The sequence below is a fragment of the Terasakiella sp. SH-1 genome (assembly GCF_004564135.1).
In the GTDB taxonomy this organism is placed as follows: domain Bacteria; phylum Pseudomonadota; class Alphaproteobacteria; order Rhodospirillales; family Terasakiellaceae; genus Terasakiella.
Window position 1 is genome coordinate 3,184,398 of sequence record NZ_CP038255.1, and the last position, 19,707, is coordinate 3,204,104.

The 19,707-nt window shown below is 48.7% G+C and carries 17 protein-coding genes and 1 riboswitch; of the genes, 11 read left to right on the forward strand and 6 right to left on the reverse strand.

Translation table 11 applies throughout. The annotated features are described in order from the left end of the window. Window positions 1–70 precede the first annotated feature (70 nt). The 5 genes from E4K71_RS14995 to E4K71_RS15015 all read right to left on the reverse strand — a co-directional run bounded on the left by E4K71_RS14995 (window position 71) and on the right by E4K71_RS15015 (window position 4,247). Complete coding sequence (locus tag E4K71_RS14995) at window positions 71–850, reverse strand: succinate dehydrogenase iron-sulfur subunit (RefSeq protein WP_135081005.1); 780 nt, start codon at window positions 848–850, stop codon at window positions 71–73. 14 nt (window positions 851–864) lie between these two features. Continuing rightward, window positions 865–2,655, reverse strand: a complete 1,791-nt coding sequence (gene sdhA, locus E4K71_RS15000; protein WP_135081007.1) for a succinate dehydrogenase flavoprotein subunit — start codon at window positions 2,653–2,655, stop codon at window positions 865–867. A 6-nt stretch (window positions 2,656–2,661) separates the two neighbouring features. After that, window positions 2,662–3,042: a succinate dehydrogenase, hydrophobic membrane anchor protein gene (sdhD, locus tag E4K71_RS15005; protein ID WP_135081009.1), complete on the reverse strand. Its 381-nt coding sequence runs from the start codon at window positions 3,040–3,042 to the stop codon at window positions 2,662–2,664. 10 nt (window positions 3,043–3,052) lie between these two features. Then, window positions 3,053–3,433 carry a succinate dehydrogenase, cytochrome b556 subunit gene (gene sdhC, locus E4K71_RS15010; protein WP_135081011.1) on the reverse strand — a complete coding sequence of 127 codons (381 nt, stop codon included), beginning with the start codon at window positions 3,431–3,433 and terminating at the stop codon, window positions 3,053–3,055. A 238-nt stretch (window positions 3,434–3,671) separates the two neighbouring features. Then, window positions 3,672–4,247: an RNA methyltransferase gene (locus E4K71_RS15015; protein WP_135081013.1), complete on the reverse strand. Its 576-nt coding sequence runs from the start codon at window positions 4,245–4,247 to the stop codon at window positions 3,672–3,674. Between the two features lie 133 nt (window positions 4,248–4,380). On the opposite strand from E4K71_RS15015, the gene E4K71_RS15020 reads away from it, so the two are divergent. Both E4K71_RS15020 and E4K71_RS15025 read left to right on the forward strand, forming a co-directional pair. Beyond that, window positions 4,381–5,355 (forward strand): NADPH:quinone oxidoreductase family protein, encoded by a 975-nt coding sequence (locus tag E4K71_RS15020; protein WP_135081015.1) that lies wholly within the window; start codon window positions 4,381–4,383, stop codon window positions 5,353–5,355. A 145-nt stretch (window positions 5,356–5,500) separates the two neighbouring features. Further along, on the forward strand, window positions 5,501–6,865 hold the full coding sequence (locus E4K71_RS15025) for a TrpB-like pyridoxal phosphate-dependent enzyme (RefSeq protein WP_135081017.1): 1,365 nt from the start codon (window positions 5,501–5,503) through the stop codon (window positions 6,863–6,865). A gap of 44 nt (window positions 6,866–6,909) precedes the next feature. Here E4K71_RS15025 and arsC read toward each other — a convergent pair whose 3' ends face one another. Then, entirely contained in the window at window positions 6,910–7,251 is a 342-nt protein-coding gene (arsC, locus tag E4K71_RS15030; RefSeq protein WP_135081019.1) for an arsenate reductase (glutaredoxin), read from the reverse strand. A 325-nt stretch (window positions 7,252–7,576) separates the two neighbouring features. On the opposite strand from arsC, the gene E4K71_RS15035 reads away from it, so the two are divergent. The 9 genes from E4K71_RS15035 to ccmA all read left to right on the forward strand — a co-directional run bounded on the left by E4K71_RS15035 (window position 7,577) and on the right by ccmA (window position 19,702). Beyond that, the gene (locus E4K71_RS15035; RefSeq protein WP_135081021.1) at window positions 7,577–8,401 is read left to right on the forward strand and encodes a hypothetical protein; all 825 of its coding nucleotides are present in this window, start codon (window positions 7,577–7,579) and stop codon (window positions 8,399–8,401) included. A gap of 146 nt (window positions 8,402–8,547) precedes the next feature. Next, entirely contained in the window at window positions 8,548–9,942 is a 1,395-nt protein-coding gene (argH, locus tag E4K71_RS15040; RefSeq protein WP_135081023.1) for an argininosuccinate lyase, read from the forward strand. A gap of 12 nt (window positions 9,943–9,954) precedes the next feature. Beyond that, window positions 9,955–10,119, forward strand: a complete 165-nt coding sequence (locus E4K71_RS18285; RefSeq protein WP_167730615.1) for a hypothetical protein — start codon at window positions 9,955–9,957, stop codon at window positions 10,117–10,119. 11 nt (window positions 10,120–10,130) lie between these two features. Further along, complete coding sequence (gene lysA, locus E4K71_RS15045) at window positions 10,131–11,393, forward strand: diaminopimelate decarboxylase (protein WP_135081025.1); 1,263 nt, start codon at window positions 10,131–10,133, stop codon at window positions 11,391–11,393. Between the two features lie 58 nt (window positions 11,394–11,451). After that, window positions 11,452–11,561: riboswitch (TPP riboswitch) on the forward strand. A gap of 54 nt (window positions 11,562–11,615) precedes the next feature. Then, window positions 11,616–13,406, forward strand: a complete 1,791-nt coding sequence (gene thiC, locus E4K71_RS15050; RefSeq protein ID WP_135081027.1) for a phosphomethylpyrimidine synthase ThiC — start codon at window positions 11,616–11,618, stop codon at window positions 13,404–13,406. Window positions 13,407–13,696: 290 nt separating this feature from the next. After that, entirely contained in the window at window positions 13,697–14,851 is a 1,155-nt protein-coding gene (locus E4K71_RS15055; RefSeq protein ID WP_135081030.1) for a patatin-like phospholipase family protein, read from the forward strand. Between the two features lie 118 nt (window positions 14,852–14,969). Further along, on the forward strand, window positions 14,970–15,704 hold the full coding sequence (locus E4K71_RS15060) for a transporter substrate-binding domain-containing protein (protein ID WP_135081032.1): 735 nt from the start codon (window positions 14,970–14,972) through the stop codon (window positions 15,702–15,704). 55 nt (window positions 15,705–15,759) lie between these two features. Then, window positions 15,760–18,744: a bifunctional proline dehydrogenase/L-glutamate gamma-semialdehyde dehydrogenase PutA gene (putA, locus tag E4K71_RS15065; RefSeq protein WP_135081033.1), complete on the forward strand. Its 2,985-nt coding sequence runs from the start codon at window positions 15,760–15,762 to the stop codon at window positions 18,742–18,744. Window positions 18,745–19,030: 286 nt separating this feature from the next. Continuing rightward, a complete protein-coding gene (ccmA, locus tag E4K71_RS15070) occupies window positions 19,031–19,702 on the forward strand; it encodes a cytochrome c biogenesis heme-transporting ATPase CcmA (protein ID WP_135081035.1) in 672 nt (223 codons plus the stop codon). Window positions 19,703–19,707: the final 5 nt, after the last annotated feature.

Sequence of the window (19,707 nt, forward strand, 5' to 3'; positions counted from 1 at the left end):
ACAATGCGTATAAAAAAAGAGCTAGAAAGATATGCCCTTCCAGCTCTTTTTATAGAATATGCAAGAAAGCCTATTGGCGTTCAAACTGCAATTTCTTGATCTCTGCAATCGCTTTACCCGGATTCAAACCTTTCGGGCAAGTGTTGGTACAGTTCATGATCGTATGACAACGGTACACTTTGAACGGATCATTCAGATCGTCCAGACGTTTACCAGTTGCTTCGTCACGCGAATCTGCAATCCAGCGATATGCTTGCAGCAGAACAGCCGGGCCGAGGTAACGGTCGCCGTTCCACCAGTAAGACGGACAAGACGTCTGACAAGAGAAACACAGGATACATTCCCACAGACCATCAAGCTTTTCACGCTCTTCGATAGACTGAAGACGCTCTTGGTTGGCAGGGGCCGGTGTATCGGCTTGCATCCAAGGTTCAACAGAACGAAGCTGCGCATACGGCAGGTTCAGGTCAGGAACAAGGTCCTTGATCACTGGCATGTGCGGCAGTGGATAGATAGCACAATCGCCAGCAACCTCAGCAATCGGCTTCAAACACGCCAATGTGTTTGTGCCGTCGATGTTCATCGCACAAGAACCACAGATCCCTTCACGACAAGAGCGACGGAATGTCAGTGTCGCATCCACTTCGTTTTTGATCTTGATCAGCGCGTCCAGAATCATCGGGCCGCAATCATCCAGATCAATCTCAAACGTATCCAGACGCGGGTTTTCACCAGAATCCGGGTCGTAACGGTAGATCTTGAACTTTTTAACGTTCTTCGCCCCAGAAGGAGCTTTGAAGATCTTGCCTTCTTTAACCACCGAATTGGCGGGTAGAGAAAATTCAGCCATTTTCCAAGCTCCTCTTAGTAGACACGTTCTTTAGGTTCGATGTACTCAACTTCGTCCGTCAGCGTCCATGTGTGGACCGGGCGGTAGTCAAGTTCAACGGAACCGTCAGCTTTAACGTAAGCCAAAGAGTGTTTCATCCACTCTTCATCATCACGCTTCGGATAATCTTCGTGTGCGTGTGCACCGCGTGACTCTTTACGTGCTTCGGCAGAAACGATTGTCGCTTTCGCACAAGTCATGAGGTTTTCAAGCTCAAGGGTCTCAACCAGATCAGAGTTCCAAACCAGTGAACGGTCAGAAACATGCAGGCTGTCCAATTTCTTCGCCGTTTCGAAGACCTTGTCGACACCTTCTTTAAGGCTTGCACCTTCACGGAAGACTGCCGCGTGAGCCTGCATTGTTTTTTGCAGCTCAAGACGAACGTCAGCTGTTTTATGCTCACCATTGGCATTACGAAGCGCATCAAAGCGTTCCATAATTTTATCAGTGACGCTTTCATCCAGCTTCTTGTGCGTTTGACCAGCTTCCATTGTTTCAGAACAACGGATCGCAGCCGCACGACCGAAGACAACGATATCCAGCAAGGAGTTTGTACCCAGACGGTTCGCACCGTGTACGGAAGCAGAGGCACATTCACCGATCGCCATCAGACCTTCACAAACCGCATCCGGGTCGTCTTTGGTCGGACGAATTACTTCGCCGTGATGGTTTGTCGGAATGCCACCCATGTTGTAGTGAACTGTCGGCAGAACCGGAATCGGCTCTTTAGACGCATCCACGCCAGCAAAGATTTTCGCCGTTTCTGTAATACCTGGCAGACGCTTAAGAAGTTCTTCTTTCGGCAGGTGCTCAAGGTGCAGATAGATATGGTCGTTTTCTTTACCAACACCGCGGCCTTCACGAATTTCCATCGCCATGGAACGTGACACAACGTCACGAGAGGCAAGGTCTTTCGCCGTCGGCGCGTAGTTCGGCATGAAACGTTCGCCTTCAGAGTTGGTCAGGTAACCACCTTCACCACGTGCACCCTCTGTAATCAAACAGCCAGAGCCGTAGATACCAGTTGGGTGGAACTGAACGAATTCATGATCTTGCAGCGGAATGCCTGCACGCGCAGCCATACCGTTACCGTCACCTGTACATGTGTGTGCAGATGTACAGGAGAACCAGGCACGACCATACCCACCAGAAGCCAGAACGACTTTATGGGCACGGAAGCGGTGCATCGTCCCTGTATCGAGATCCCATGCGATCAGACCGCGACAAACGCCATCGTCGTCCATGAGCAGGTCGATACCGATATATTCAACAAAGAAAGTCGCATCATGCTTCAGACACTGGGAATAGAGTGTGTGCAAAATCGCATGACCTGTACGGTCAGCTGCGGCACAAGCGCGTTGTACAGTTTTCTCACCGAAGTTGGCCATGTGACCACCGAACGGACGCTGGTAGATTTTACCTTCTTCCGTACGAGAGAACGGTACACCGAAATGTTCCAGTTCCTGAATAGCCGGAATAGCGTTACGACACATATATTCGATGGCGTCCTGGTCACCGAGCCAGTCGGAACCTTTCACCGTATCATACATGTGCCATTCCCATTTATCCTCAGCCATGTTGCCAAGAGCAGCGCCAACGCCGCCCTGTGCCGCAACCGTATGAGAACGGGTTGGGAATACTTTTGTGATACAGGCTGTTTTCAAGCCTGTCGCAGCCATACCAAGTGTCGCGCGCAGACCTGCACCACCAGCACCCAATACGACTACGTCATATTCGTGTTCTTTAATTTCGTAGGCGTTTGCCATGGTTCATTAGCCTCCAAAGGCGACGCGCAGAACGGCTGTAATGGATGCGAAACCCATCAGCGCTGCGATCAGTTTGACAAAGACAAGAAGGAAAACCTTCTTTGCTTCACAGGACACATAGTCTTCAATCACGACCTGCAGGCCGAGAACGGCGTGGTAGAACATCACAAAGATGAACAGACACGTGAAGACCATATTGCCGTGCTCACCAATCCATGCTTTGTAAGCATCATAGTCAGCACCAGCGAGGCCAATGATAGAGAATACGAACCAAAGAGCCAGCGGCACAAGGGCAATCGCGGTCAAACGCTGATGCCACCAGTGGTGTACGCCGTTCTTTGTAGAGCCCAGTGCGCGAGCCTGGCCCAAATAGCTTTGCATCTTCATTCGCTTATCCTCAAATCAACGCAAAAATCCAGAAAGCGACTGTCAGGATAACAGCCAGACCGATCGTGACACGACCGGATGCGATAAGGTCTTCTTTTTCAAGACCGTTGACTGTATCCCAGCGCATGTGACGGATCCCGTTCACGAGGTGATAGAACAGGCTAGCTGTCCAGCCGAAAATAATCAGCAGGCCAAACCATGAATGCATGACGGCTTGTGCTGTTTCGAACGCCTCAGGACCGTAAGCGGCTGAGCAAATCCAATATGTGAAAAACACCAGACCCAGGGACATAATAATCCCGGTCATCCGGTGGGTGATAGACATTTTACCTGCCATAGGCAGTTTATAAATCTGTAGGTGCGGCGATAACGGCCGATTTCCCGTTGTCATGGAGCGGTTCCTTTAACCATGATTAAGAGGGATTATGAAAAACATTTCGGGTTTACCTTCCCCTCGCGCCGAAGTCAATCTTCAGGCGCGTTTTCCCCCTAAATTCCCTAAAATAAAGGTGATTTACCCCTAGTGGTATGACCGATACAGGCAATTTTCATACGATTTTTGCTTGTTTGGCGAACAAAATCGGTACTGCGATGCGGATTTACGGTTCGATTCGCACTTTGGAACGATTTTATTCGTCCCATTTCTGCGCAACAGAGGGCGGGGCTTCTTCAAAAGGAGAGCCTTTTCTGAAAATCGGGCTACCATGGGAATGAGCTGCCAATTCTTCTGTCGGCCCACCGGCACGTACCGGACGCGGGGCAAAACGGCCCATGGATTGCACCCGGTCATACATAACCAAGGCGCCAGCCACCCCGACATTCACACAAAACTTCATCGGGATCTTAATCACATGATCACAGCGCTCTAACGTTGTATGAGGCAGGCTGGAACGTTCTGGCCCTAGAATATAGGCCGCATTGGTAGGGTGGCGAAAACTCGGCAGTTCAATGGAATCTTCGGTCAGTTCTACACCAACCAGTTGACACCCCTGAGGCAGAACCATCTCATCTAAAGAAGGAAATGCATAAAAAGGCGTATGTTCCAGCGCCTTGGACGTATCGGTTTTATGGCCTTTGTTTTTGGAATATTTCGCATCCACCGTATAGACAAAGCTCGCGCCAAAGGCATGGGCGGTGCGATAGAGGTTACCAATATTAAACGGTTTATTCACCCCATGAATACCAATTCCGAAATATCCCCGCATGGTTTCTTTCTCCATATATTAAAGCCATTTCGTCATTCCCGACTTGATCGGGAATCTCTTTCCATGTCAAAAAGATTCCACCTTCACCAAAGATGACGGACGTTAACGGCTATATAGCAAATGGAGTTCTGAGATGAAAGCGGCAGTTTGTACCTCCCTAGACGGATATGAATCCCTTGAAATCATGGATGTGGACATCCCAACGCCCAAGGCAAATCAAGTCTTGATCCGCGTGCAGGCCAGTGCCTTGAATTTTGCCGACAGCCTGATCGTGAAAGGTAAATATCAGGTCAAGCCACCCCTGCCCTTTTCCCCCGGTCTGGAATGCGCAGGCGTGATTGAACAAGTCGGAAGTGACGTCACGAACTTCAAAGTCGGTGATCGGGTCATGGCCATTCTGGATTGGGGTGGCTTTGCCGAATATGCCGTGGCCGCAGAACATGATGTGTTCCCCATTGCCGATAATCTGGATTTCACCACAGCCGCTGCCATTCCGGTGGCATATGGTACATCCCACCATGGCTTGCGCATGAAAGCCGGTTTGAAGAAAGGCGAAACTCTGGTCGTGCACGGAGCGGCTGGGGGCGTGGGTCTGACCGCTGTTGAAATCGGCAAACGCGTGGGCGCAACCGTCATTGCCACAGCGGGCGGGGCTGAAAAACTTGCCATTTGTAAAGAACATGGCGCAGATCATCTGATTGATTATCGCGACGGCGGTGTGCGTGAAAAAATCAAGGAACTGACCGATGGGCTCGGTGCGCATGTGGCCTACGATCCAGTTGGCGGCGATCTCTTTACCGAGACCCTGCGCTCCACCCGCCAAGATGGGCGCATTCTGGTTGTGGGATTTGCCAGTGGCGATATCCCGCAAATTCCGGCCAATATCATGATGGTCAAAAACATCACCTGCATTGGCTATCACTGGGGGGCCTATCGCACGCTTGATCCAGATTCTTTACGCACTTCGTTTGCAGAACTGATGGGCTGGATTGAAGACGGCAGTCTCAAGCCCCATGTGTCCATGACTTTTGGTTTGGACAACATCAAAGAAGCCTATGCGGCCTTGGTCGGGCGCAAATCAACTGGCAAGGTTGTTGTAACCCTGTAGCCTGCACATATTACAAGAGGCTTTCTTTATCAAAACACAAGTGGCAACGGCACTTGATTGCCTTCCCAACAGTTTCTCTAGAAACCATATTGCTCAGTGAGCGAACAATTGATACTCTCCTGCCAAATATTGGGAAGGAGACATTATGTCTGATGAAACTGTAAAATATCTTTTGCCGGAAAACCGGATTCCAAAAGCTTGGTACAACATCGTGGCTGATCTGCCGCAGATGCCGGAACCTGTGCTTCACCCGGGTACAAAAGAACCTGTCGGTCCGTCTGATCTGGAACCGTTGTTCCCCATGTCAATTATCGAGCAGGAAGTCTCAGCTGAGCGCGATATCGAAATTCCTGAGCCTGTTCGCGAGGTTTATAAACAATGGCGTCCGGCCCCGCTTTATCGTGCTCGCCGTCTGGAAAAGGCACTGGGGACTACGGCGAAGATTTTTTATAAATATGAAGGTGTCAGCCCCTCAGGTTCGCACAAGCCAAATACATCGGTTGCTCAAGCCTTCTATAATAAAGAAGCCGGTATCAAAAAACTGACAACCGAGACAGGCGCAGGCCAGTGGGGCTGTTCCCTGGCCTTTGCCGCATCCTTGTTCGGTCTGGATGTGGATGTCTATATGGTGAAAGTCTCTTACGGCCAAAAACCATACCGTCGTGCCTTGATGGAAACTTATGGAGCACGCTGTGTCGCCTCCCCATCGACAGAGACAAATGCCGGGCGTACCATCCTGGAACAGGACCCCGATAGCCGGGGCTCCCTTGGTATTGCGATTTCCGAGGCTGTCGAATTGGCCGCACAACGCGATGACACCAAATATGCACTGGGGTCTGTGTTGAACCACGTCTTGCTGCATCAAACCGTCATCGGTATTGAGGCCATGGAACAGATGGAAATGGCCGATGCGGACCCAGATGTGGTCATTGGTTGTGCTGGTGGCGGTTCCAACTTCGGCGGTATTGCCTTCCCCTATATCGGGCGTAACTTGCGCGAAGGTAAAAACACCCGCATTGTGGCAGTGGAACCTGCGGCCTGTCCGACACTGACACGTGGCACATATGCCTATGATTTTGGTGATACGGCGTCACTGACCCCCCTGACCAAAATGCATACCCTTGGCGCATCCTTCATGCCACCAGGTTTCCATGCAGGCGGTTTGCGCTATCACGGTATGAGCCCACTGGTCAGCCAATGTAAAGAATTAGGTCTGATGGATGCGGTTGCTTACAATCAGGTAGAATGTTTTACAGCCGCGACTGAATTTGCCCGCGCTGAAGGTATTGTTCCCGCCCCGGAATCCAGCCATGCGGTAAAAGCAGCAATTGCAGAAGCATTGGATGCCAAGGAAAAAGGGGAAGAGCGCACCATCCTCTTCTGTCTCTCCGGTCACGGCCATTTTGATATGCAAGCCTATACGGACTTCTTTGATGGCAAGCTTGAAGACAAAACATATGACGAAGCCTTGCTTCAGGAAGCCTTGTCCAAACTTCCAGACGTTGGTTGATAACAGAAAAAAGGGTGCCCTATGTTTGGCACCCTTTTTTTTATTTAAAGCAAATCCAGCACATTTTCTGGTGGGCGACCCAGAACGGCTTTTTCCTCTTTCACCACAATCGGGCGTTCAATTGTACGCGGATTCGCGATCATTCCCTTGATAAGCTCATCATCACTAAGGCTATCATCATTTAGCCCTGCTTCTTTGGCTTCTTTTTTGCGCAGCAATTCACGCGGTGAAATGCCCAGCTTGGCAATAATGTCTTTTAGTTCCTCAACAGCAGGGGGCGTCTCCAGATACAGGATAACCTCAGGCTCAACACCTTTTTCTTCAATGAGTTGAAGAGTTTGACGCGATTTACTGCAACGTGGATTATGATAGATAACAACAGACATGCTGATCCTTATTCTTACTTTGAGTCGTGATTCTATTTATATGAGGCCCTGACCCTAACATCCTTTCCCATAGATTGGAACTATTCAAGAATCCCTGTTTCAAAAAATTGAAGACCCTGGCCTTATTTTAAATTTTCACGACTATTGCGGGCAAATATCACGGAAGTTTGATGTTTTTTTTATGAATTTCGTAAATAAATCGGGACAATAGAAAATAATTTTTATAAATTTCTCACACTGGGTTTAATCTTTGTATATTATCTGTCGAGATAAGCACATCTGGAATTAGAAACCTTATTTAAGGTCATATCAGGAGAGTATAAGTATGACATCGGGAGCTCCAAAACGCCTTTTTAGCGCTGAGCGAAAATTACAAGAACGCTTGGCTGCAAAAAATGGTGCACCAGTTGCCGCTGCAATTGCTGCTGATACATCAGGCATTACCAACGAAGACCTGATGACAGCGATCAAGGCTTTACAGTCTGAAGTGATGATGCGTGCAGCCCAGGCGATGGAAGTAAGCCATCAGCAACAGGAGCAAGTCCTTGGCCATAGCGGTGCTCAACGGGCCACCCAAACCGAAATTGATGAAGCTCAGGAAGAGTTGGACACCAAACTGGATGAAGTTAACCTGCTTCGTACAGAAGTTCGCGCCCTGTCTCGCAGTATTCATGATACTAAACGCGAAATTAAAGCGTTAAGCATGAGCGAAGAAGACAAGTTTTCTATCGTCACCAATGAACTGGACCAAATTGTTGGGGCGACAGAACGCGCAACAGTACAGATTTTGAATTCTGCAGAACGAATTGATGATTTGGCACAACAGTTACGCCAACATTCTCCTGACCAGTTTGTTACCCAGTTAACCGATGAAATTCTGGAAAATACCATTGGTATGTTTGAAGCCTGTAACTTCCAGGATTTGTGTGGTCAGCGCACAACCAAAGTGGTCAATGCCCTGAAATTTATCGAAGAACGTGTGGAACGTATGATGGAAATCTGGGGTGAAGATAACTTTGATACGGTTGATCAACCCGATGAAGTTCTGGCTGCAGAAGCTGATCGTGCCCCTATGGGGGAAGAATTGCACGGTCCGGCCAGCCATGGCGGCGGGATTTCACAGGCCGACATCGACGCCCTGTTCGATTAATCAGCCTTGTGCAAAACAACTTACAAAGAACCATCGGCTTTGGTCGGTGGTTTTTTTGTCTGTAAAAGGGCCTTTTGCTTTACAGCCCCCCGGCAAAGCGCATAAATTGGGGCAAATTTATTTCTTTTCGTTTTTGATGGTTCGTTATGACTAAATCTTCTGACACAAACGCAATGTGGGGCGGACGCTTTTCCGGTGGTCCCAGTGCAATCATGGAAAAAATCAATGCCTCGATTGATTTTGACAAGCGCTTTTATGCGCAAGATATCGCAGGTTCCAAAGCCCATTGCGCCATGTTGGTTAAACAGGGGATTTTAACGGCTGATGATGGCACAGCCATCACCGAAGGACTTGATAAAGTTCTGGCTGAGATCGAAGCGGGCGATTTTGTTTTTTCTGCCGCCCTTGAAGATATCCATATGAATGTGGAAAATCGTCTGCGTGAATTAATTGGCGATGCCGCCGGGCGTTTGCATACCGCACGTTCGCGTAACGATCAGGTGGCAACCGATTTCCGCCTGTGGGTGCGCGATGCCATGGACCGCCTTGACGAAGGGTTGAAAGTATTACAGCAAGCCCTCATTGAACGGGCTGAAGAACAAGTTGATACCATCCTGCCGGGCTTTACTCATTTGCAAGCCGCCCAGCCTGTGTCTCTGGGCCATCACCTGTTGGCCTATGTAGAAATGGTGGGCCGTGATCGCTCCCGTATTCGTGATGCGCGTGCCCGCTTAAATGAATCTCCCTTGGGGTCAGCAGCATTGGCGGGCACACCTTATCCCATTGATCGCCACCACACAGCTGAATTGTTGGGCTTTGATGGGCCTATGCGCAATTCGCTGGATGGGGTGTCTGATCGTGACTTTGCGTTGGAATATCTCTCTGCGGCGTCCATCTGTGCCGTACACCTGTCACGTATGGCCGAAGAGCTGGTGATCTGGTCCTCAGCGCAATTTGGTTTTGTGCGTATGTCTGATAGCTTCTCCACAGGTTCCTCCATCATGCCGCAAAAGAAAAATCCAGATGCGGCTGAATTGATCCGTTCCAAGATCGGTCGTGTGGTTGGGGACCTCAATAGCCTGATGATCTCTATGAAAGGGTTGCCGCTGGCTTATTCCAAAGATATGCAGGAAGATAAAGAACCTGTCTTTGATGCGGCGGATACCATTGAACTGAGTGTGGCCGTCATGACGGGCATGATTGCAGAAATGAAGGTCAATAAAGAGAAAATGCGCGAAAGTGCAGGTTGGGGTTTTACCACCGCAACGGATTTGGCCGACTGGCTGGTGCGTGAGCTTGGCATGCCGTTTCGCAATGCCCACCATGTGACAGGTGCAATTGTGAAAATGGCCGAAGATAAAGGCTGTGATCTGGCCGACCTGTCACTGGAAGAAATGCAAACTGTAGATGACGGCATTACCGAAGCGGTCTTTGATGTGCTGACCTTGGAAGCTTCTGTGGGATCGCGTACCTCTTATGGTGGGACAGCGCCTGTGAATGTGCGTGAACAAATTGTCGAAGCACGTAAGCGCTTTCTGTAAAGGATCAGGGTGATGATGGGACGTAAACTTCTTTTGGTGTTATTATTCGTGGCTTTCAGTGCAAGCCTGAGTGCCTGTGGCCGTAAAAATGCAATTGTCGCCCCAGAAGGGGTCGACCCGCAATATCCCCGCACTTACCCGGCCCCAACGCCTGTTCCCGGTGAAAAGAAAAATTAAAGAAGAAAATCATGGATCATTTTAATTATAAAAACGGCGAACTTTTTGCCGAAGATGTTGCAATTAACGAAATTGCTAAAGAAGTCGGCACCCCGTTTTATGTCTATTCCCAAGCGACACTGGAGCGCCACTATCAAGTCTTTGCCGAAGCGGTAAAAGATATTGATGCAACCATCTGTTTTGCAGTGAAGGCCAATTCAAATGTGGCTGTGATCAAAACCTTGTCTGATCTGGGTGCAGGCGCTGATGTGGTTTCTGTTGGGGAATTAAAGCGCGCTCTTAGAGCAGGCGTTCCAGCAGAAAAGATCGTATATTCCGGTGTGGGCAAAAGTCGCAGTGATCTTGATTTTGCCGTTGAAACAGGCATTCGCCAGATCAATGTGGAATCGGAAGAAGAACTGGAAGTCTTAAGCGAAGTCGCTGCGGCACGAGGTAAACGCATGCCGATCGTGCTGCGCGTTAATCCCGATGTGGACGCCAAAACCCATGCCAAAATTTCCACAGGCAAAAGCGATAACAAGTTTGGAATCGACTGGACACGCGCCATTGAAGTCTATCAACGTGCCAGTAATATGGCAGGTGTCGCCCCAAAAGGGCTGGCCTGTCACATCGGCTCACAACTTACAGACCTTGAACCCTTTCGTGCAGCCTTTCGCCGTATGAAAGAAATGGTTGGCGAATTGCGCGGCCTTGGTTTGGAAGTCACCCGCGTTGATCTGGGCGGTGGCTTGGGTATTCCTTATGATGAGCGTGAAACACCGCTTCCTGTTGAATATGGCAAGCTGGTGGTGGAAGAATTGGGCGATCTCGGTGTTGAATTTGAGTTTGAACCAGGCCGTATGATTGCGGGGAACGCCGGATTACTGGTAAGTGAAGTGGTCTATGTCAAACGTGGGCCGAGCAAGACATTTGCCATTATTGATTCAGCCATGAATGACCTGATGCGCCCCTCTTTGTATGATGCCTATCACGCTATTGTCCCCGTGATTGAGCCCGAACATGTAGATGATATGGAATCTTATGACATTGTTGGCCCGATCTGTGAAACGGGTGATACCTTTGCCAAAGACCGCCAGCTGACCAAGCTTGCCAGCGGGGATTTAATCGCCTTTCGAACTGCGGGTGCTTACGGTGCAACCATGTCCAACACTTATAACTCACGTGCGTTGGTGCCAGAGGTGATGGTCAACGGAAATAAATTTGCCGTCATCCGCCGCCGGATTGATATTGAAGAACAAATGGATATGGAAAGTCTGGCAGACTGGCAGGGGTAAAGGAGGCACAGGGAATAGAATTTGGTTCTTGACCTTTTTGCTCAACTATCCACTTATAGAACATTCCAAGGGGTGCCCGCGTTACGGGCTGAGAGTTTGTGTATGTACAAACAACCCTGAGAACCTGATCCGGGTCGTGCCGGCGTAGGGATGGATATTCATTTCCCCCAACAGCCTTTATCCCGGATCTCCTTGACACCTTTATTTAGGAGATCCCTAATCATGACGAAACTTGATGTGACCACAGGCCCTTTGCCGGGTTCTGAAAAAGTCTATTTTGGTTCTGACACTCATGACGATTTGAATGTAGCCATGCGCTGTATTCACCTTGAAGGCGGGGAACGCCCGGTGGTGGCCTATGACACATCCGGTCCCTATTCCGATCCAAATGCTGAAATTGATATTAACAAAGGTCTCACCAAACTGCGTCGTGACTGGATTTTGGCCCGTGGTGATGTTGAAGAATATGAAGGCCGCGATGTTAAGCCGGAAGATAACGGGCTTAAAAATGACGGCGACCAGCCCGGTGTGGAACCCTTCCCACGCGACGGTCTAAAACCACTACGTTCCAAAGATGGCGTGGCTGTGACACAGCTGGCCTACGCCAAACGCGGGATTGTCACCCCTGAAATGGAATATGTCGCCATTCGTGAAAACGAAGGTCGCAAAGAAGCGTACTTGCGCGATGGCGACCCGATGGGTGCAGAAATTCCTGATGTGTGTACAGGGGAATTTGTCCGTTCTGAAATCGCACGTGGTCGTGCGGTATTGGTGTCAAACGTCAACCACCCGGAACTGGAGCCCATGATCATCGGGCGTAATTTCCTGACCAAGATTAATGCCAATATCGGCAATTCAGCTGTTACCTCGTCTGTGGCCGAAGAAGTTGATAAAATGGTCTGGGCAACCCGCTGGGGGGCCGATACGGTGATGGACCTGTCCACAGGCACAGATATTCACAATATCCGCGAATGGATTTTGCGTAACTCCCCTGTACCCATTGGTACAGTGCCGATTTACCAAGCCCTGGAAAAATGTCGCGGTATTGCCGAAGAACTAACCTGGGATATTTTTAAAGACACATTGATCGAACAGGCTGAACAAGGGGTTTCTTACTGGACCATCCATGCTGGTTTGTTGCTGTCTCACATTCCATTGACCGTTAACCGAGTGACCGGGATTGTATCACGTGGTGGCTCCATCATGGCGAAATGGTGCTTGCATTATCACAAGGAAAACTTTTTGTGGGATCATTTTGATGACATCTGCGAAATTGCCAAACAATATGACGTGGCAATTTCTTTGGGCGATGGCTTGCGCCCCGGTTCTATTGCCGATGCCAATGACGAGGCCCAGTTTGCCGAACTGCGCGCCCTTGGCGAATTACAGAAAAAATGTATGGCCCATGATGTTCAATGCTTTATCGAAGGGCCGGGCCATGTGCCCATGCACAAGATCAAAGAGAATATGGACCTTCAGCTTGAAGTCTGTAACGAAGCGCCGTTTTACACCCTCGGCCCGTTGGTGACAGATATTGCAGCTGGTCATGACCATCTCGCTTCAGCCATCGGGGCAGCAATGATCGGCTGGTACGGCTGTGCCATGCTGTGTTACGTCACACCCAAAGAACATCTGGGCTTGCCTAATCGCGATGACGTAAAAGAAGGCGTGATGGCTTACAAAGTCTCTGCCCATGCAGCAGATCTGGCAAAAGGCCATCCCGGTGCACGTCTGCGTGATGACGCCATGTCCAAAGCACGTTTTGAATTTCGCTGGAAAGACCAGTTCAATCTGGCCCTTGATAGTGAAAAAGCCCTTCAATTCCACGATGAAACATTGCCGGCAGAAGGGGCGAAAATTGCCCATTTCTGTTCCATGTGCGGGCCGAAGTTCTGTTCCATGCGTATCAGCCATGAGGTCAAGGAAGAAGCGAAAAAAGGCATGAGCGAAATGGCAGAGAAGTTTAAGGAAGAAGGTGGCGAAATTTATAAGAAAATTGATGCTGCCCAGTAATCCCCGATTCTGTTTTCAAGACATGATAAAAGGCCCCCTTAGTGGGGTCTTTTTTCATATATGGCTTGAAATACACAAAAAATAGTGTATCGACGTGTATCTTAGACGAGTATTTTAAAATATTTTTCAACCTGTATTTTCGTGACTTTTTAAGGGGTTAGTCCTTGATAAAGGGCTTGCGGCTTGTGCATTGCACAAAAATAGCTTGCCCTTTACTTAAATTTATAGTTGTATCGCGATGGTAAGTAAATTTTCTCCTATGAACATCTATAAATTGTGAGGATCGGGGCATGAAAGAAATTAAACGTGCGATTACATTTGCTGGTGGTGGACCAGCTGTTGGCTTGAGCATTGGTTTGCTTAAGCGTTTGGAAGAAAACCCAGAAATCAAATTTGACGTTTGGTCGTCTGCTTGTATCGGGGCATGGTTGACCGTTGCCTATCAACAGGCTGACGAAGGTAAGGAACTGGAACAGACAATTGATTTCTTTAAACAATTGTTCCGCCCGGATGCAACTTATGAACGCTTCCCGGTTGCCAGCTGTTTTGCACCAAACTTCCTGGAAGATATGAATAATCTGGTTGGCTATATGACCAACCCGGCAAGCTATCAGGGTCTGATTGTACCAGAAGCCATTCAGGATGCCGCTGAATTTGCCATGGGATATCTGACAGATCCAAAACAGTGGAATGTGGCAAACTTTAACAGCTTCTTGCTCAACGGTTTGATGGCAGCAAACCCGTTTGCACGTTTCATGATGGGTGCCCTTTATCAAACACCGACAAAAGGCATGGCGACGATCTATTATCCGGACAGCAAGTTCCTGAATGATCTGAAATTTGAACGTCTGTATGACGAAGGCAAGCCTGCAATTTATCATAATGCCTATAACCTGACACGCCAGCGTCTGGAATTGTTCACAAACCGCCCGTTGCAGTTTAACCTGCCGAAAATGACACGTGAGACATTATGTGCCTGTTCTGCACTGCCTTATATCGAAACACCTGTTAAAATCGGTGGCGATACTTATTGTGAAGGTGCAACTGTTGATACGGTGAACTTCGAAGACCTGATGCGTTATCACCCGGATCTGGATGAAGTCTGGGTCAGCCGTATTCTGGACTTGCACCAAATTCGTCGCCCGGAAAACCTGTATGATGCCCTGAACAATCTGGTCATGTTGTTTGCAGCCAGCACCAGTGAAGATGATGTGCGCCTGTTCAAACATCATATCAAGGATAAAGGCTATGATGTAAAAGTGATCGAAGTACCGGTTGCCGCCAACATCAACTATGACTGGAACTATTCAAATCTGGAACGTTCCATCAATGATGGCTACGCTGCTGCGGATTACACCATTAAGCAATACCTTAAAGGTGAATACGTAACCCTGAATGACGTAAAGGACGCTTCACCCAAAAGCGCTGCAAATGCTGCTGAATAAGCTTTTGCTCTTCTCAGGTAAGTAAAAAAGGAAGGGTCGTGTTGTCACGGCCCTTTCTTTTATCCAGTTCCTTCATGTATAATAAGTCGCAATATAAAAAACATAATGGCGCGTTGAAATGAATGGTCGGTTCGGAATCTTCCTGACGGTGGTGATGGGTATCCTGTTTCATGGTCCCTTCGTTTCCCTTGCCTATGGGGAACAATGGGTGATGTCGGTGCAACATGCAGACCTCAGCCCATTTAAACATCGCAATGGCCACGGCCCCGGCGGGATTAATGTGGATATTCTGGATGCCATTGCAAACGAGGTTGGTGCCGATCTTATCTTTCGTGACTTCACGATTGCACAGGGGCGTGAAAAATTCCAACAAGGCCAAGTCACCGTTGATTGCTGTCTCAATAAAATCTGGTTTCCCGACCAAGATAATATCCAGCTGTTCAGTGATCCCATTTACCGTTTGATTGAAGTGTTTGTTTTCCCCAAAGACAAAGCCTTCCCTGTCCCTGACACCACCGTGTTGCGCGATAAAAAAGTTGCCGGGATCAAAGGATTTACCTATCCCGGACAAGAAAACTACGGCACCCGAATTGATGGAGATAACCCCTTGGAGGTGCTGAAAATGGTCGAACAAGGGCTTGTGGATGTGGCCGTACTGGAACGCCATGCGGCTTCTTTCTACATCAATCACAATGAGATGAAGGTCCAGTTTGGTGATCTTTATTATTCTGTCGATGTCTCGGTGCGTTTACATAAATCATTATCTCATCGCCTTGATGAGGTGAATAAAGCCATTGCAAAGCTGAAGAAAACGGGCCGGATATCAGCCATTATTCAACGCAATATCAGATAGTTAGCCCTTGAAATCAGAGGGTAATTCCCCACATCTCCATAAGAAGGGGGATGTGATGATTTTCCATAAAAACTACCCACCATTTCCTGTTTGGGCCAAAGACCTGAACCAAAATTATCGCTGCGATGAAGAAGGGCTTATCCACGATTTGATGGATCAAGCCCGTTTACCTACAAGGCGATTAGCCAAGATTCGCAGGCAAGCCCACCAGTATGTTGAGGTCATTCGCCAGAACAGACGCAATCAAGGCGGTATTGATTCTTTTATGCAGCAATATGACCTGTCCACACAGGAAGGGCTTGTGTTGATGTGTCTGGCCGAAGCGTTGTTGCGCATTCCCGACACAAAAACGGTTGATGATTTTATCGAAGACAAATTAAGCGACGCCCATTGGGAGAACTATTTGGGCAAAAGCGATTCCCTGTTTGTAAATGCCTCAACTTTCGGCCTAATGATTTCCGGTAAAATTATCGCTGAAACAAATCATCACAGTATTTTCCACGATCTTTTAAAACGCTCTGGCGAACCTTTAATCCGTCAGGCGTTGCGCCAAGCGATGAAAATCATGGGATCGCAATTTGTGTTTGGACGCACCATTGAAGAAGCTCTCGCCCGCACGGGAAATGAATATCGCTATTCCTTTGATATGTTAGGTGAGGCTGCGCGCACCCGTGACGATGCCGACCGATATTTCAATGCCTATAAAAGTGCAATTCAGGCTTTAACACGTCAGCAACGCGGACGTGGCCCCATAGAAGAAAACGGGATTTCCATCAAGCTCTCGGCCTTACACCCCCGTTATGAAATGGCCAAGCGCGAACGGGTGCTTGAAGAACTTGTGCCGCTGGTGCTGGATTTGGCACGCGATGCGGCCGCTGCTCATCTTAATTTCACCATTGATGCAGAAGAATCCTATCGTTTGGAGCTGTCTTTGGAAGTCATTGAGCAGGTTTTCTCAGATCCCTGTTTAGCAGGCTGGAATGGCTTTGGTCTCGCGGTTCAAGCCTATCAAAAACGTGCTTTGGATGTGATTGACCTGCTGGCTTCTTTTGCACAAAAAACCGGACGTAAAATAATGGTCCGTCTGGTTAAGGGGGCCTATTGGGACAGCGAGATTAAATGGGCACAGGAACAAGGGCAATCTGACTACCCTGTCTTTACCCGCAAGGCAGCTACAGATGTATCTTATATGGCCTGCATGAAAAAATTACTGGCCTGTCACGAATATCTCTTTGCCCAGTTTGCAAGCCATAATGCGTACACGGTCGCCTGTGTTCAAGAAATAGCTGGAGACATCCCCTTTGAATTTCAACGCCTGCACGGCATGGGAGATGGTTTGTTTGATCAGATCAAGGCCCATCACCCGGTGCGGGTCTATGCGCCAGTTGGATCGCACGAAGACCTGTTGTCTTATCTGGTGCGCCGACTGTTGGAAAATGGGGCCAATTCGTCTTTTGTAAACCGCTTGGTCGATGATGCCACCTCGATTGAAGAGATCACCCAAAACCCCGTGGAGATTATGGAAAGGGAGGAGCCAAAACGTCATCCCCATATCCCTCTCCCCATTGATTTATTTGGGAAAGAAAGACGCAACTCAACCGGGCTGGATTTAAGTGAGAGTCAGACCTTATTGCGCCTGCAACAACAACTTGAAAAAAATATCTCCCCAAAAACTATTTCAATAGATGTGGAAGACGCCATCATTCGCGCACAAAAGGTCCAGCCTGAGTGGAATAACTGTGGCGTGGCAAAGCGGGCTGATTTGTTGCGCAAAACAGCAGACCTGATGGAAGAAAACCGTGAACAATTTCTCACCTTATCTATGACTGAAGCGAAAAAGACAGTGGCTGACAGCCTGGGTGAATTTCGCGAGGCTGTGGATTTTCTGCATTATTATGCGGCCCAAGGCGAAAAGCTAATGAGCACGCCCACTGTTATGGCCGGGCCAACGGGGGAATATAATGAATTACAACTTCATGGGCGGGGGGTCTTTGCCTGTATCAGCCCCTGGAATTTTCCCTTAGCCATTTTTCTGGGCCAAGTCAGTGCTGCGCTTATTACGGGCAATACAGTCTTAGCCAAACCTGCCGATCAAACACCAAAGATTGCCCAATTGGCTATAGAATGTCTACACCACGCAGGCGTACCTGATGATGTGGTCCAGCTTATTTGTGGCAAAGGATCAGTGGTCGGTCAGCAGATGGTCGCGGATGAACGTATCAATGGCGTATGTTTTACCGGGTCAAACGAAACAGCCAAACGGATTAACCGGACTTTGGCCGCCCGCACAGGGGCAATAGTCCCCTTAATTGCAGAAACTGGCGGGCAAAATGCCATGATTATAGATTCCACTGCCTTGTTGGAAGCCAGCGTTCAGGATGTGTTGACCTCTGCATTTGGGGCGGCAGGGCAGCGGTGTTCAGCCTTGCGTGTTCTTTATCTTCAACATGATATCGCAGATGGTTTTATCAGCTTGTTAAAAGGGGCTATGGCAGAACTGATCATCGGTGATCCAACCAATTTGACAACAGATATCGGACCACTCATTGATCAAGCTGCCTGTGATAATATTCAATCCCATATTAATCGCATGAACACAGAGGCCCGATTGCTGGCAAAATGCCAAGCAAAGGCCCAAGGAACATTCATTGCCCCCCATGTTTTTGAAATTGACCATATTTCAGACATTCAACGCGAAGTCTTTGGTCCTGTGCTGCATATCATTCGCTATGATGCCCATAAACTAGATCAGGTGATTGAAGAGATTAACTCCACAGGTTTTGGCCTGACCTGTTCGCTCCATTCACGTATTGATCATAAGGCCCGAAATGTCCAGTCTCGCATCAAGGCGGGAAACTGTTACATCAATCGCAACATGATCGGCGCTGTAGTCGGGGTAAACCCCTTTGGCGGGGAAGGTTTGTCAGGAACCGGTCCCAAAGCTGGCGGGCCGCATTATTTGCTGCGTTTTGTGACAGAACGCACGTTGACCATTAATGTGACGGCTTCAGGTGGCAATGCCTCGTTACTCAGCCTTTAATTACAATTTTATCTAATTAAGGCAAAAAAAGGCAAAAAGGGCGCATAATCCTGCCCAAATTAGGGTGCTTAATAACAAACATGGAAGGGACGATGTGGTGAAGAGCATTCCCCCTCTCGATTACCCCAAGTGTCGAGATACCTCCTTGGTTCATGTTTTACCCGCTCTTCTTCGTTTCGACCCGATCCAAATTGAATCGATCATGCTAGAATTCTTATCATCCTCGGACTTGCCCCCCGAGGATGATTTGTTTTATCAATAGGGCACATAGGTAAGGGGGAACCAGATGGCTATTTTTGCAGGACAGGACCTGCTTTGCATTCGCGGCGAACGCCTTGTGTTTGCCCAGCTGAATTTTTCCATGAAAAGTGGTGGTTGCCTTACTCTGATCGGCCATAATGGTGCGGGGAAATCCTCCCTATTACGCATGATGGCCGGCTTGCTCTCCCCAGCCGCAGGTCAGATGTTCTGGGATGAACAACCCGTTCAAGACGATATGGACGAACACCGCGAACGATTGCATTATGTGGGCCACCATGATGCGATTAAGCCTGTCTTGAGTGTGGAAGAAAATCTGAAGTTCTGGGCGGGCCTGCGCAGTGACCCATCAGAAGCTCAGGCCAATTTTAAAGAAGCCCTGGATATTTTTTCCATCGGTCATCTCATTGATGTCCCAGGGCGTTTTTTATCCGCCGGACAAAAACGCCGGGCCAATCTGGCACGCATCATTGCCTCAAAATCCCCGCTATGGCTGTTGGATGAGCCTACCACCGCGTTGGATAAAGACTCCATTAAAAAGCTGGAAGCCGTAATTGAAAGCCACCGTGAAAATGGGGGTATGGTAGTTCTTTCCACCCATTCCGACATGAATTTGAAAAATCAGCAGGTGCTGGATGTCAGCACATTCGCCGCCAAGCGCGGTCAGGAAAGTGCCTCCTTACTGGCAGAAGGGATATAAGGCTT

What these genes read in the sequence shown, in the direction of transcription:
- E4K71_RS15035 (WP_135081021.1), top strand. Translation starts at nt 7,577, where the DNA reads ATGACATCGGGAGCTCCAAAACGCCTTTTTAGCGCTGAGCGAAAATTA.
- argH (WP_135081023.1), top strand. Translation starts at nt 8,548, where the DNA reads ATGACTAAATCTTCTGACACAAACGCAATGTGGGGCGGACGCTTTTCC.
- arsC (WP_135081019.1), bottom strand. Translation starts at nt 7,251, where the DNA reads ATGTCTGTTGTTATCTATCATAATCCACGTTGCAGTAAATCGCGTCAA.
- sdhA (WP_135081007.1), bottom strand. Translation starts at nt 2,655, where the DNA reads ATGGCAAACGCCTACGAAATTAAAGAACACGAATATGACGTAGTCGTA.
- E4K71_RS18285 (WP_167730615.1), top strand. Translation starts at nt 9,955, where the DNA reads ATGATGGGACGTAAACTTCTTTTGGTGTTATTATTCGTGGCTTTCAGT.
- lysA (WP_135081025.1), top strand. Translation starts at nt 10,131, where the DNA reads ATGGATCATTTTAATTATAAAAACGGCGAACTTTTTGCCGAAGATGTT.
- putA (WP_135081033.1), top strand. Translation starts at nt 15,760, where the DNA reads ATGATTTTCCATAAAAACTACCCACCATTTCCTGTTTGGGCCAAAGAC.
- sdhD (WP_135081009.1), bottom strand. Translation starts at nt 3,042, where the DNA reads ATGAAGATGCAAAGCTATTTGGGCCAGGCTCGCGCACTGGGCTCTACA.
- E4K71_RS14995 (WP_135081005.1), bottom strand. Translation starts at nt 850, where the DNA reads ATGGCTGAATTTTCTCTACCCGCCAATTCGGTGGTTAAAGAAGGCAAG.
- E4K71_RS15055 (WP_135081030.1), top strand. Translation starts at nt 13,697, where the DNA reads ATGAAAGAAATTAAACGTGCGATTACATTTGCTGGTGGTGGACCAGCT.
- thiC (WP_135081027.1), top strand. Translation starts at nt 11,616, where the DNA reads ATGACGAAACTTGATGTGACCACAGGCCCTTTGCCGGGTTCTGAAAAA.
- ccmA (WP_135081035.1), top strand. Translation starts at nt 19,031, where the DNA reads ATGGCTATTTTTGCAGGACAGGACCTGCTTTGCATTCGCGGCGAACGC.
- E4K71_RS15015 (WP_135081013.1), bottom strand. Translation starts at nt 4,247, where the DNA reads ATGCGGGGATATTTCGGAATTGGTATTCATGGGGTGAATAAACCGTTT.
- E4K71_RS15025 (WP_135081017.1), top strand. Translation starts at nt 5,501, where the DNA reads ATGTCTGATGAAACTGTAAAATATCTTTTGCCGGAAAACCGGATTCCA.
- sdhC (WP_135081011.1), bottom strand. Translation starts at nt 3,433, where the DNA reads ATGACAACGGGAAATCGGCCGTTATCGCCGCACCTACAGATTTATAAA.
- E4K71_RS15060 (WP_135081032.1), top strand. Translation starts at nt 14,970, where the DNA reads ATGAATGGTCGGTTCGGAATCTTCCTGACGGTGGTGATGGGTATCCTG.
- E4K71_RS15020 (WP_135081015.1), top strand. Translation starts at nt 4,381, where the DNA reads ATGAAAGCGGCAGTTTGTACCTCCCTAGACGGATATGAATCCCTTGAA.